The 13666-nt window shown below is 59.6% G+C and carries 10 protein-coding genes; 5 read left to right on the top strand and 5 right to left on the bottom strand.

Features of this window, described 5'->3' with window-relative positions; all coding sequences use genetic code 11:
- The 3 genes from gmd to FJ972_RS22340 all read right to left on the bottom strand — a co-directional run bounded on the left by gmd (position 1) and on the right by FJ972_RS22340 (position 4015).
- The gene (gene gmd / locus FJ972_RS22350) at positions 1 to 1089 is read right to left on the bottom strand and encodes a GDP-mannose 4,6-dehydratase (protein WP_140494852.1); all 1089 of its coding nucleotides are present in this window, start codon (positions 1087 to 1089) and stop codon (positions 1 to 3) included.
- An 80-nt stretch (positions 1090 to 1169) separates the two neighbouring features.
- On the bottom strand, positions 1170 to 2585 hold the full coding sequence (locus FJ972_RS22345; protein ID WP_140520768.1) for a mannose-1-phosphate guanylyltransferase/mannose-6-phosphate isomerase: 1416 nt from the start codon (positions 2583 to 2585) through the stop codon (positions 1170 to 1172).
- The gene (locus tag FJ972_RS22340; RefSeq protein ID WP_140520767.1) at positions 2582 to 4015 is read right to left on the bottom strand and encodes a phosphomannomutase; all 1434 of its coding nucleotides are present in this window, start codon (positions 4013 to 4015) and stop codon (positions 2582 to 2584) included. The genes FJ972_RS22345 and FJ972_RS22340 overlap by 4 nt, the downstream gene beginning before the upstream one ends.
- 542 nt (positions 4016 to 4557) lie before the next feature.
- Here FJ972_RS22340 and FJ972_RS22335 point away from each other — a divergent pair.
- Together FJ972_RS22335 and FJ972_RS22330 are read left to right on the top strand one after the other, a co-directional pair.
- The gene (locus FJ972_RS22335; RefSeq protein ID WP_181165146.1) at positions 4558 to 6540 is read left to right on the top strand and encodes a nucleoside-diphosphate sugar epimerase/dehydratase; all 1983 of its coding nucleotides are present in this window, start codon (positions 4558 to 4560) and stop codon (positions 6538 to 6540) included.
- A gap of 219 nt (positions 6541 to 6759) precedes the next feature.
- Positions 6760 to 7299: a sugar transferase gene (locus tag FJ972_RS22330; protein ID WP_140520766.1), complete on the top strand. Its 540-nt coding sequence runs from the start codon at positions 6760 to 6762 to the stop codon at positions 7297 to 7299.
- On the opposite strand, the gene FJ972_RS22325 is transcribed toward FJ972_RS22330, so the two are convergent.
- Together FJ972_RS22325 and FJ972_RS22320 are read right to left on the bottom strand one after the other, a co-directional pair.
- Entirely contained in the window at positions 7287 to 8234 is a 948-nt protein-coding gene (locus FJ972_RS22325) for an NAD-dependent epimerase/dehydratase family protein (protein ID WP_140520765.1), read from the bottom strand. The two genes, FJ972_RS22330 and FJ972_RS22325, sit on opposite strands and share 13 nt — an antisense overlap.
- Before the next feature lie 17 nt (positions 8235 to 8251).
- Positions 8252 to 9529, bottom strand: coding sequence for an O-antigen ligase family protein (locus FJ972_RS22320; RefSeq protein WP_140520960.1), 1278 nt, complete (start codon positions 9527 to 9529; stop codon positions 8252 to 8254).
- 483 nt (positions 9530 to 10012) lie between these two features.
- Here FJ972_RS22320 and cysD point away from each other — a divergent pair, with 483 nt between their 5' ends.
- From cysD to cysQ, 3 genes are read left to right on the top strand one after another with little or no spacing between them, the layout of a single operon-like run.
- The gene (gene cysD / locus FJ972_RS22315; RefSeq protein WP_140494839.1) at positions 10013 to 10918 is read left to right on the top strand and encodes a sulfate adenylyltransferase subunit CysD; all 906 of its coding nucleotides are present in this window, start codon (positions 10013 to 10015) and stop codon (positions 10916 to 10918) included.
- 2 nt (positions 10919 to 10920) lie between these two features.
- Complete coding sequence (gene cysN, locus FJ972_RS22310; protein WP_181173447.1) at positions 10921 to 12858, top strand: sulfate adenylyltransferase subunit CysN; 1938 nt, start codon at positions 10921 to 10923, stop codon at positions 12856 to 12858.
- A 10-nt stretch (positions 12859 to 12868) separates the two neighbouring features.
- Entirely contained in the window at positions 12869 to 13660 is a 792-nt protein-coding gene (cysQ, locus tag FJ972_RS22305; protein WP_181165144.1) for a 3'(2'),5'-bisphosphate nucleotidase CysQ, read from the top strand.
- Positions 13661 to 13666 lie beyond the last annotated feature (6 nt).

The following is a 13666-nucleotide window of genomic DNA, read 5'->3' as shown; positions in this document are numbered from 1 at the left end:
TTATTCTGCGCGAGTGAAGCGTTGATAGCCATGCGTTGTAAGCAGCTTTTCCTGCTCGGCACCCTTAAAGTCCTCGCGAATCATTTCTTGGACCAGCTCGGTGAATTTAATTCTAGGTTCCCAGCCAAGGTTCTTTCGAGCTTTACTGGCGTCGCCAAGAAGCGTTTCGACTTCTGTCGGCCGAAAGTAAGCCGCATCGACAGCCACTATACACTGACCGCTTTTGTTATCGTACCCTTTCTCGTCGACGCCTTTTCCCTCCCATCTTACGTCAATATCCAGTTCCGCAGCCGCCAGGGTCACAAATTCGCGCACGGAATGCTGCTCGCCAGTTGCGATAACGTAATCCTCAGGCGCCTCCTGTTGCAACATAAGCCATTGCATCTCAACATAGTCTTTGGCATGCCCCCAGTCGCGCAGTGAATCTAGATTACCCAGGTAAAGCTTCTCTTGCATGCCTAGCTTGATCCGTGCCAGCGCTCGCGTAATCTTACGCGTCACAAACGTCTCACCTCGCATTGGGGACTCGTGATTGAACAGAATGCCGTTACACGCATAGATGCCGTATGCTTCGCGATAATTGATCGTAATCCAGTATGCATACAATTTGGCCACGGCATAAGGAGACCGTGGGTAGAATGGCGTGGTTTCCTTTTGCGGCGTCTCTTGCACGAGCCCGTACAGCTCAGACGTAGACGCCTGGTAGAAACGGACCTTCTTCTCCAAGCCGAGAATTCGGATGGCTTCCAAAATTCTCAACGCCCCTAGAGCGTCGGAGTTGGCGGTGTATTCAGGTTCCTCAAATGAAACGGCTACGTGACTCTGTGCCGCCAGATTGTAAATCTCATCCGGCTGGACGAGCTGAATGATCCGCATCAGACTTGATGAGTCAGTCAGATCGCCATGATGCAACGTCAGATCTACACCCTTTTCATGCGGATCATGATACAAATGATCGATGCGATCCGTATTAAAAAGGGATGTGCGGCGCCTTACGCCGTGAACGGAATAACCCTTTTCCAGCAGGAATGCCGCCAGATAGGCGCCGTCCTGCCCGGTGATGCCGGTTATCAGTGCTTTTTTTTTCATCAATGTTCTCGATGTATCCGATTTGTGTCCGCCCAGCCCCTAAGGCTTTGCCGCCCCCAGCACCGTGAGCCAATGGATCGTCAGGCGCGGCCGTATACGTCGTCAAAACGCACGATATCGTCCTCGCCGAGATAATCGCCGCTTTGCACTTCAATGATCACCAGGTCAATCCGGCCCGGGTTCTCCAGCCTGTGTTTATGACCGCAGGGGATGTAGGTTGACTCGTTTGTCGCCAGGAACAGCTCCTGGTCGCCATTGACTATTTTCGCGGACCCGCTGACCACGACCCAGTGCTCGGAGCGATGGTAGTGCATTTGCAGGCTCAAACGTCTGCCGGGCTTCACCTCGATGCGTTTGATTTTGAAGCGCTCGCCTTCCTCCAGAACCGTATAGGTGCCCCACGGCCTATGTACGGTGCTGTGGACCAAATGCGCCTCATGCCCGGAAGCCTTGAGGCCCTCGAATAACTTCTTGACGTCTTGAACGCGATCGCGGGAGGCGACAAGCAATGCGTCGGGAGAATCGACGATCACCAGATCGCTGACCCCGACCGTGCCGATGACGCGCTTGTCGGAACTTACATAGCTGCCGGTGGTGTCGACCATATGAACATCGCCGCGCAGCCTGTTGCCGCTTTCGTCAGGAGCGATCAAATCGGCCATGGCGTTCCAAGATCCGATGTCGTTCCAATCCATGTCGCAAGGAACCACGGCAAGATTGTTTGCCTTCTCCATAACCGCGTGATCGAGAGAGATTCGCGGAGCGGAGCCAAAATGCTCGGGCGCGAGTTCGATTTTGGCAAAGCCTTCGCCTTGACTGAATCGGCCGTTCTCATAACTGTCGGAAACCGTCTGGATCACTTCGGGGCAATGCAAAGCCATCTCGTCGAGCATGCGTTGCGCGCTGAAGCAGAATATCCCCGCGTTCCAGAAGAAGCGTTTGGAGGCGACATAGGCCTTGGCTGTGTCGAGATCCGGCTTTTCAACGAAGCGGACGACTTTCTCACCATCGGCTTCGATGTAGCCGAATGCCGTGTCCGGTCTGGTTGGGCTGATGCCCAGTGTGGCAATCCGCCCCAGTTTTGCATATTCGATGGCCCGGCCCATAACGTCTAGAAATGCGGGCAGGTTGCCAATCATGTGATCGGCCGGGAAGACGCAAAGAATCGCATCAGGGCCCTGCGTTGCCTTGGCATGGACAGTGGCTGCCGCCACGGCAGCGGCCGTATCCCGGCCTTCCGGCTCGAGCAGAAACGTACGCGGCAACACAACCGAATCCAGTTCGTCGAAGTCGTCCTTTGTGAGGAAAAGGTGGTCCCCGGACGTTACAGCCACGAGTTCCACCACGCCCTCAATCGACGCGGCGCGCAGCACTGTGTGCTGAATAAGCGAATGCCCGTCCGCCACTTTAAGAAAAGGCTTGGGGTGCGATTGCCTTGAGGCAGGCCATAGTCGCGATCCGGCTCCACCGCTGATGATGACGGGAACCACTTTCATGAAATGACCTCTGCTTCGTTTGTGGATGCGATCGCCAGCGCCCTGTCGAGCGTCAGCGCCACAATAGCTCTCGCTCTGCCTGGGTCTGCTGCCTCCGAATAACAGCGAAGTTCAGGCGCGTTGCCGGACGGCCGCAGATGGATGATCTCGCCAGTCAGCATCTGTGTCCTTAGGCCGTCGGTCTCGTCAACTTCAGCAACAGTTCCGAACGGGGCCAGAAATCGCTGCAGTGCAGCCCGATCCGCGAGCCGGCGCATCAAGCTGCGCGAACTCTCCACCGGGAAATTCTCAAGGCGTTCGCTTGCACAAGCCGGAAGATTCCACAACGCGCGCAGACCTGACAGCGATTTTCTTGTCGATGCGACCATCCCGAGGACAGCCAGGATGGGGAGCAGTGAATCCCGTGTCGGCAATGCCGTCAATGTCTTGCCGTGTAGCGAACAGTCCGACCCCAAGAGAACGCCACCATTGGCTTCAAAGCCCACAACGATTTTCCCGGGGTGGTGTGAGGCTTCCATGGCTTCGACAACAAAGGGAGATCCGACCTTCGTTCTCAGAACCGTAAAACCGAAGGCTTTCGAAATACCTGAATTCGAAGTCACGGGCGTCACCACGATGTCAGCCCGCAGGAACAGAGCCGTGGCGAGGCCGATCAGGTCGCCGCGAAACAGGTCACCATTCTCGTCGGCAATCAGTGGCCGATCAGCATCGGCATCGGTCGACACGATGGCGTCGAGGTGGAATTCTCGCGCCCAACCCTTGAACTTTGCAATTGTGGTTTCGTCAACGGCTTCGGTATCGACGGGTACGAAGGTCTCCGATTTCCCGACAGGTGTCACATCTGCGCCAAAGGATCGGAGAACCTCCACCAGAAGATCCGCCGCGACCGAACTGTGCTGATAGACGCCGAGCCTCAGGCCCGAAAGGGACCCAGGCTCCAAGATGTCATCAGCGCGCGCGCGATAGGCGGCGATCGCATTGTCGTGATGCCCCGGCAAAGCCGTACCTATTGGCGGCGGGGGGCAATAGGCGTCTAGCCGTTCGGCAGCATAGTGTGCCATAGCGGCTTCATCGGCCTTGGTGATCTCGCCCCGCGGGCTATAGAACTTGATGCCATTGCGGTCCGCAGGGATGTGCGAACCCGTAACCATGAGCGCCGCTGCGTCATGCTGCCCGGCATACAACGCCAAGGCTGGCGTTGGAATGGCACCGCAATCGATCGGTTGAAACCCACTTGCCGCCAAGGCAGCCATGCAGTTGGCGGCGATCGTCGGACTGCTATCGCGCAAGTCGCGACCAACGAACACCTTGCCCTTCGATCGGACCCCATCGGCAACGAGACGCCAAGCGAAAGCCTCCGTATAAAGGCCGCTGGGTTTCCCGACTAATTCTGAAGCCAACCCTCGCAGGCCACTTGATCCAAACTTCATCACTTCGCTTTGGCTGGTAAAGGGAAGACCGTCATATTGCAGCAGACTTGGCTGTCAACCGCAAAATCGCTTCGGGCGGTTCACCTTTCCTTCCAGCTATCCACACTGCATTCCCAGCCGCGTCGACAGGGTGAGAGCCGTCTGGCGTCAAGGACCGAGCGATGGCCTCACGATCGCGCTGCCGGCATTCTCGAACCGCTTGATATCTGCGGAACCATAGGCCATAGGTCGAGAGCAGACCGCACCAGGGCAAAGAGTAGTCAAGGATTGACCTCTCCGGCCGACCCCTCTCTCTATCCTGAGTTGCTGTCGGACTCTAGGGCTCTTTGCAGTTGATGTGCAAGATCTTGATCAAACGGACTTTCTCTTCACCCGCCAACCTATGAAAAAATCTCTGGCGATGATTTCAAGTCCACGCTATGCGATACACGCGGCGGGGGCCGAAGATTTGGTACTAAAAAGAAGCCGCCGGTGACGGATGGTATTCGCTCTAGAGCCACTTTAGTATTGAAGTCTTCGCGCCTGGAGTTCAGTACCGTCCGATGAAATCCTATGTAGAAGCTGTACCCGGACTCCGGCCCACAATGCGTCGCGCCATCATCATGATTCAAGACATCGCCATGGTTCTGGTGGCGGTGGCGCTTAGCCTGACTTTATCGCAGTCGAGGCTTTCGTTCGAAGCGTTCTCTCCTGCGGGTTTCGCTTGCTGGGCGAGCATCATTATTCTTAGTCATCTGTTATTCAGATATTGCGGCCTCTACAATACTGTGTGGCGCTTCGCCTCGACGCCGGATTTCTTCAACATCCTGAAGGGCTGCGCAATACTGACCATCGTCCTTTACTGTGTTTCGCTTTTTGTTCGTTCCTTTCAGCCGGTGGCGGGCCTCAATGAGCGCCAGTTCATCGTCTTCTTCCTGGTTTCTTTCACGATCATCTCGGCGCCCCGGATTTTCTACCGGTTCTTTCGCGACGGCGCGAGCTGGCGCATTCTGAGTCGCGGCAAAGCTTCGACCAAGAGAGCGGTGTTTGTCGGCAAGCTGAGCGAGGCCGACGTAATCATCCGTTTCACGCGCACGACGCAGCCTGTAGAGTATTCAATTGCAGGGATTATGGCGATTGAACACGGTGTTCCGCAGGGCACTCGGATCCAGGGCGTTCCCGTCGTGGCCACCCGCCCCCGCCTGATCGAGGTGCTGGAAGAATACGCCAAGGGTACGACAAGCCTGGACCTGCTGATTTTCGGCAGCGGCGCCGAACATGAGATCGAGGAGTATTCGGAGCTCGTCCGTGTTGCCCGGCAAGGCGACATAGCGGTGGTGCAGTTCTCGGGGCTTTCGCAGCTTGGCCAGGAAGGAAAGCTCGTTCTCGACGAGGTCGAGATGGAAACGATCCTGCGCCGCCCCACGGTTCCGTCCGACATCGAACGGATCGGGGCCTTCGTCGGCGGCAAGCGCGTCCTGGTCACCGGCGGCGCCGGTTCCATCGGCCGCACCCTGGTCAAGAGGTCACTGGAACTGGGCGCGGAGGCGGTGCTGGTTGCCGATAATTCCGAGTTCGGCATTTTCCAGTTGAGCCAATATGTCGAAGAGAAGGACCACGACCGCCTCAAGGTCCGCATTGTCGATGTCGCCGACCGGCGCCAGATGACGCGTGTCGTCACCGAGTTCAAGCCGGACATCGTTTTCCACGCCGCGGCACTGAAGCATGTGCCTTTGCTCGAGGAAAACTGGGATTCGGCCATCCAGACCAATGTCTTCGGAACGCTTGTCTGTGCCGAGGTTGCCGCCAAATGCGGCGTCAAGCAATTCGTGCTTGTTTCGAGCGACAAGGCCGTGGACCCGACATCCGTGCTGGGCCTGACGAAGCGCGCGGCCGAACAGATCGTCAGCGCCTTGCATGAAACGCCCGCCGGCGAGCCCGGCGCGCGGCGCCCCGCCACCAAGTTCATAGCCGTTCGGTTCGGCAATGTCTTTGGCAGCAATGGCTCGGTCGCAACCATATTCCAGGCGCAGATCGAGGCCGGAGGTCCGGTCACCATAACCGACCGGCGCATGACGCGCTATTTCATGACCGTGGCCGAAGCCGTCGACCTCGTCATCATGTCGGCTGCCGATGCCGCCTCGCGGAAAGCCGGCGACGACTACGCCGTCTACATGCTCGACATGGGCAAACCGGTGCCGATCCTCGAAGTTGCCGAGACGATGATCCGCATGTCCGGAAAAAGCCCATACACGGACATCCCCATTCGCTTCACCGGAATCCGGCCCGGTGAAAAACTCCATGAAACGTTGCATGGTGAGGATGAGGAGCTGGTCGAACTCGGCATTTCCAAGATTTTTGGCCTGAGCACCGATGTCGCGGAATGGTCCGATGTCCAGGCGGCGCTTGCGGCCCTGCAGCAATCCGTGAAGAGCCAGGACAAGGCATCCTCGCTCGCGGTGCTTGCGGGTCTTGACCATACCAAGAAGGTAAGAGGGGACGTGCCCGAGGCCGTGATCCCGAAAGCGGCCGGGCAGGCGAACTGATGCTTCAAAAGACCCTGGCCTTCTTCGGCGCTTGAGCAGTCTGCGCAAGAGCGGCATTTATCGGCGGACCTTCGGGACCCTGGGGCGCTGGCTGGCATTCCTCTGCGGGCGCACCCGAGCAGGCGAGGGGTCGAGCTTGGTCGAGCGATAGCCTCATGCTACGTCGAGCGGATTCGTATTTTCGTCTTTGGTTTTGGCAACGAGCACTATCGGCGGTTCATGAAGACAGCCAAGCAAATCTTCGATCTTGCCGGCGCGGCGCTGCTGCTCCTGGTCACTTCACCCGTCCTGGCGCTCGCTGTCCTGGCTGTTCGTATATCGTCGCCCGGTCCGGCCATCTTTTCTCAAACGCGGGTTGGCCGCGATGGCGTGCTCTTTCGCTGTCACAAATTGCGCACGATGTATGTCGGCACGCCATCCTTGCCTTCGCACGAGGCGCCGGCGAATGCCGTGACGCCGGCCGGAAAGACCCTGCGGAAGTTCAAGCTCGATGAGCTGCCGCAGTTCTGGAATGTTCTGAAGGGCGAGATGAGCTTGGTCGGACCGCGTCCCTGTCTGCCGACGCAAACCGAGCTGATCGAGTGCCGCCGACGGCTGGGCGTTTCATCGGCGCTTCCCGGCATCACCGGCCTGGCTCAGGTCAAGGGCATCGACATGTCGGACCCGGCCCTATTGGCCGAAACCGATGCCGACTATCTCAAGGTCGCCTCGATCGGCCTTGATCTTCGCATCCTGATCGCGACGATTTATCCAGGTTGAGCTTGCCTGCTGCGCGCCGCGATTTCGCTTAGACGATCAAGCGTCGCTGTTTCCGGCAGCCAGCCCTGCGAGACGAGCAGGGAAGGGTCGCATATCTGTGTCGCCGTCATGCTTTCCCAAAACGCCCGCTTGCCTAGCGCCACCGCGGCCATCCGCATCAGGCTGGCCGGTACGGCAGCCAGGCGCACCGGCCGCCCAAGTCCCTTACGGAAGGCGCTTACGACGGCTGCCACCGACACCGGAGGCACGTCGCTGGCTATATAGGCAGGGCTGAGCGGCCCCGGATGAGCCAACAAATGCCGCACGGCTTGCGCGGCTGCGTCGGCCGACACCAGCGAGCGGGTTCCCGTCAGTACACCCGTCGGCAGCGGCAGGCTTGTATCGGCCAGGCGCATCAGCATTGCCAGATTGCCCTTCATGCCGCTTGCGTAGGCGGCAGGCAGGCGCAGCACGGCGGCGTCGGCGCGGCCGTGCGATGCATAGGCGTCCAGGACCCTGATCTCGCCCTCGCGTTTCGAGCACCCGTAGGCGCATTGCGGATCGGGGACCGTATGCTCGTCGATCGTTGCGCTGACGCGGGCGCCGATCACGGCCCGGACCGATGACAGTTGGATGAAACGTCCGCTTGCCTGCATGGCGGCCGCATGCGCCAGCCGCGCGCTCAGTTCCGCGTTGGCTGCTCGGTAGTCGGCTTCGGTGGCCTCGCCTTGATCATTGTTCAAGCCGGCGCAGTGAACGACGTCCGTGACGTCACGGGTGACGGCAAGGAAGTCCTTGGCCGGCGCATCGAAACGCGGCAAGCCAACGATGTCGCTGCCCGAAGCGAGCCTTTCTGGGTAGCGCGAGGCGAGGCGAACCTCCACCCCTGCCTCGCAAAGCCTTTGCACGACAAGGCGTCCGATGAAGCCCGATGCGCCTGTGACCAAGACCTTCATTGCCTTGCCCGGAGCCGCTATTGCGTGACTGGCGGAAGCGGCATCTCTTCCGGCAACGGGGCCTGACGTCCCGACGCAAGATAGGTCCCGGATACCAGGAAGACCATGAACACCGAATCCAGGATGTCTTGGCCGATCAGGATGCCTGTCATCCCAGCCGTCAGGTAGGTGATCACCATGACGACGACCATGGTGGCGCCAAAGCGCTCGATCGGGTCGGCGCTGTTGCGCAGGACCAGGGCGGCGTTTCTGCCGGCGACGACAAAGATCGCCGCCAAAGTCACGGCGCCCAGGATGCCCGCCTGTACCAATGCCGTCAGGAAGCCATTGTGGAAATGATTGAAACCTGCCGTTTTCGCGAACAGGTCTTGGAAGCCCTGCCTGATCAAGAGCTGGTTGGCGCCCACTCCGTGTCCGAACAAGGGCATGTCGCGGAATGCCTTCAGGCCGATGTCCCAGAGGGCAACACGTATTCCAAGCGAGGTGTCGGAATTGCCGTGCGCCCCAAGCGCGTCCCAATCAGAGCGCAGAAAATCAAATCTGTCGGATATCGTATGGAAGCCGATAACGGCGACCGCGACGCCGATCGCCGCCAGCAGAAGCAGCAGACGGACGGCATTCTTCCCTTTCAGCCAATGCTGGTTGATCAACAGCACGGCAATGCCGGAAATCAGCAGCGCCAGCCAGATGATACGCGTGCCGGAATAGATGATGGCGATCGTTCCGCCGAGCGCTGCGCAGATCAGCGCACTCTTGTGCCTTTCGATGCCCGACAGGGCACCGGCCACGCAGGCCATCACTGCAAGGCAGACGACCGTGGCGAACACGATCGCATTTCCCGCTCCGCCCTCCGCCCTCATCCCGATCCAATATTGCTGGATGATCGCCAACAGCAGCGCGACGAAACAGGCGGCCATGCTGCTGAGGATTATGATCCGGACAAGGGTTGTTTTCTGCGTAATGCTCCAGGTTGAATAGGAGAGGGGGAAAAACAGGAAGGTGACGAGCGGGATCAGATGCGGCGCATCCCTGACAATTGCGTTATTGGCGAGCGAAGCCAGGAGATTTGCCGCGCAATAGGCATAGATCGCGATCGTGAGCGCCATCATCGCCCGGTCGATGTTGAAGCGCCTCTTTTTCGAGGCGATCAAAAGAACCGACCACAGGCCGCCGCCGTTGAACACGAAGCTCACCACAGACCCCAGGACCGGTGGAAAAAAGAAGCAAGCGATGGAAAAATAGATATTGATCCGCGCGGGCGAGAACTGCCGTCTTATCGATGAAAGCTGGCTCAAGGGCGGCTCACCATTCTCGGACGCTTCACACGGCGGATTGTCTGACGGCGGCGAACATAGCCCTGCCGAAATTGCCCGTGTCGCATCGTGCATCTGCCCGCTTTCAGGGGCCGGTATAGCGGCTTGGGTCTTTTTCTGAAAGTGCATCAAGGCCGATTGCCACCGAAAATCGGTAGTCGCTGGCAGACGATCGGATTTGGGCGCGGCGAAGACTGCGTGCTTTTCATCAAGCAATTTTTTCCCCCGCATTTTCTCAGCCGGCGGCGTGACAAGCAGGAATTTCCGCATTTTGACGCATGGATGGAAAATTCATTCCCGAACCACTCCTTGCCAGGCGCGTCTTGCATTGTTCTGGGCAGCGGCGATCTGCTAGAACGCCCGGAAGAATAACATTGTCCAGAAGCAAGCTTGAACCGGGCGGGAAGCCCGATGATTTGATGCCAGGTCTTCTGTCGGAAGGCACGAGAGAACGCTAGACAGGCCATGACAACAGCGCTTACGCACCTGCAGCGGCTTGAGGCCGAGTCAATCCACATATTCCGTGAAGTCGCGGCCGCCTTCGCCAAGCCGGTCATGCTCTATTCCGTAGGCAAGGATTCGTCCGTGCTGATGCACCTGGCGATGAAGGCATTCTATCCCGCCAAGCCGCCCTTTCCGTTCCTTCATGTCGACACAACCTGGAAATTTCGCGAGATGATCGCCTTTCGCGATCAGATGGCGCAAAAACTCGGTTTCGATCTCCTGGTTCACGTCAACCAGGATGGCGTGCGCGACAACATCAATCCCTTCGATCATGGCTCGAACACGCACACCCATGTGATGAAGACCGTGGCGCTGCGCCAGGCGCTCGACAAATACGGTTTCGATGCCGCCTTTGGCGGCGCCCGCCGCGACGAGGAAAAATCGCGCGCCAAGGAGCGCATCTTTTCCTTCCGCAACGCCCAGCATGTCTGGGATCCGAAGAACCAGCGTCCCGAAATGTGGAAGATCTTCAACACCCGCATCGCCACGGGTGAATCGATCCGCGTCTTTCCGCTGTCCAACTGGACCGAGCTCGACATCTGGCAGTACATCCTGCAGGAGAACATCCCGATCGTGCCGCTCTATTTCGCCAAGCAGCGGCCGGTCGTGGAACGCGATGGCATGCTCATCCTCAAGGACGACGATCGCATGAAATTGCGCCCCGGTGAGGCGATCGAGAATCGGCTGGTGCGCTTCCGCACGCTCGGCTGCTACCCGCTGACCGGCGCCATCGAATCGGAAGCAGACACGCTGGAAGCTATCGTCGGCGAGATGCTGACCGCGCGCACCTCCGAACGGCAGGGCCGCCTGATCGACCGGGACGAAGCCGGCTCGATGGAAAAGAAGAAGCGCGAGGGGTATTTCTGACCATGCGCCACATCATGGCAAAGAGCCTCGCACCTACCGACGGCGTCCGCGATTATCTGGCGGCGCAGGAGAAGAAGTCGCTGCTGCGCTTCCTCACCTGCGGCTCCGTCGACGATGGCAAGTCGACGCTGATCGGCCGTCTGCTCTCCGACACCAAGCAGATTTTCGAGGACCAGCTTGCCGCGCTCGAACGCGATTCGCGCAAGCACGGCACGACCGGCGACGACATCGATTTCGCACTGCTGGTCGACGGTCTCGAAGCCGAGCGCGAGCAAGGCATCACCATCGACGTCGCCTATCGCTTCTTCGCCACGCCAAAGCGCAAATTCATTGTCGCCGACACGCCCGGCCACGAGCAGTACACGCGTAACATGGCGACCGGCGCGTCCACCGCCGACCTGGCAATCGTGCTGATCGATGCGCGGCAAGGCGTGCTGCGCCAGACCAGGCGCCACTCGATCATCGCCTCGCTGCTCGGCATCCGCCATATCGTGCTAGCCGTCAACAAGATCGATCTCGTCGATTTCGATCGGGCGGTCTTCGACCGGATCACGCAGGACTATCAGCAGTTTTCGCGCGATCTCGGCTTTGAGACCATCGTGCCGATCCCGATGTCGGCGCGCTACGGCGACAACGTCACCGGCCGCTCCGACAGGATGGAATGGTATTCCGGCCCGACGCTGATCGAACATCTCGAAACCGTTTCGGTCGACGAGGCCGCGGCCGAGTTACCGTTCCGTTTTCCGGTGCAGTACGTCAACCGCCCCAATCTCGATTTTCGCGGCTTCGCCGGAACGATCGCCTCGGGCGCGATCTCGCAAGGCGACGAGGTCGTCGTCGCCAAATCGGGCAAATCCTCCCGCGTCAGGCGCATCGTCGCGCAGGGTGGCGACCTCGCCCAGGCCGTGGCCGGCCAGGCCATCACGCTTGTCCTCGATGACGAGGTCGAGATTTCCAGGGGCAACATGCTGGTGGCGCCTGCCGCACGCCCGCAGGTCGCCGACCAGTTCGCCGCCAACATCGTCTGGTTCGACGAACATGCGCTGCTGCCGGGCCGCTCCTATATCCTGCGCACCGAGACCGACCAGACCAGCGCTACCGTCACCGATTTGAAATATCGGGTCAATGTCAATGACTTTGCCCGTGAAGCTGCCAAGTCGCTCGAGATGAACGAAGTGGGCATCTGCAACATCTCGACGCGCACGCCGATCGCTTTCGACACCTTCGCCGAGAACCGTACAACCGGCGCGTTCATCCTGATCGACCGCATCAGCAACGCCACGGTCGGCGCCGGCATGATCCTGCATTCGCTGCGCCGTGCCGAGAACATCCATTGGCAATCGCTCGATGTCGGCAAGCGGGTACGTGCCGACATCAAGAACCAGCGGCCCGCCGTGTTCTGGTTCACCGGGCTGTCGAGCTCGGGCAAATCGACCATCGCCAACCTGTTCGAGAAGAAGCTGTTTGCCTCCGGGCGCCATACCTACATTCTCGACGGCGACAATGTCCGCCACGGCCTCAACCGCGATCTCGGCTTTACCGACGCCGACCGCGTCGAAAACATCCGCCGCGTCGCCGAAGTGGCCCGCCTCATGGCCGATGCAGGGCTGATCGTCATCGTTTCCTTCATTTCGCCTTTCAGCGCCGAGCGGCGCATGGCCCGCGAATTGATGGCCGAAGGCGAGTTCGTCGAAGTGTTCGTCGACACGCCGTTCGAGGAATGCGCCAGGCGTGACCCGAAAGGCCTCTACGCCCGCGCGCTCAATGGCGAGATCAAGAATTTCACCGGTGTCGACTCGCCTTACGAAGCGCCGGAAAAACCGGAAATCCATCTGAAGACGCTCGGCAAATCGGCCGAGGAGATGGTAGATGCCCTGGAACACTGGCTGAACGAGCGTGACATTGCCGAAGACCAATACGACAATGGCGGCGGCATCTGACGACAGGTCGATGCTCGAAATTTTCGAGGGGCTCGCTTTGGCGGCCGGCCGCGAGGTCATGCGTGTGTTCCACGCCGGCTGCGCGGTCGACCAGAAATCAGATTCCTCGCCGGTGACCGAGGCGGACCGCGAGAGCGAGAAGATCATTCTGGCCGGATTGCGTGCGGCCTTTCCCGACATTCCCTGCGTGGCCGAGGAGGAAGCATCCGCCGGCATCGTGCCGCCGGACCTGGACGGGGCTTTCTTCCTGATCGATCCGCTGGACGGCACCAAGGAATTCGTCAATCGCCGCACCGATTTCACCGTCAACATCGCGCTTGTCCGCCACGGCGTGCCGGAAGTCGGCGTCGTTTTCGCGCCCTGCACGGGCCGGTTCTTTTCCGGGCTGCCGGGCAAGGCGGAATTCCTCGAAATAGATGGCGACTTCCGCATCGTCTCTCGCCGGCCGATTTCGGTGAGGGCGGCTGCGACGCCGCTGGCGGTGGTTGCGAGCCGCTCCCACAACACGCCCGAAACCGAAGCCTATATTCGTGACCTAGGCATCGCCGAGATCGTCTCTGTCGGCTCGTCGCTGAAATTCTGTCTGGTCGCCAATGGCGAGGCAGACATTTATCCGCGCTTCGGTCGTACCATGGAGTGGGATACCGCAGCCGGCGATGCCGTGCTGCGCGCCGCGGGCGGCATCACGCGCACGTTGGATGGACAGCCCTTGATGTATGGCAAGCGAGACCAGGGCGGCGATGCGGATTTTGCCAATCCGCATTTCATCGCCAGCGGCAGGGCAGGGGCAAGCTCCGCCTGAAGCCGG

This window comes from Mesorhizobium sp. B2-1-1, assembly GCF_006442975.2.
Classification (GTDB): domain Bacteria; phylum Pseudomonadota; class Alphaproteobacteria; order Rhizobiales; family Rhizobiaceae; genus Mesorhizobium.
The sequence above is the reverse complement of the archived record's forward strand: the minus strand, read 5'-3'. Positions and strand labels throughout refer to the sequence as shown.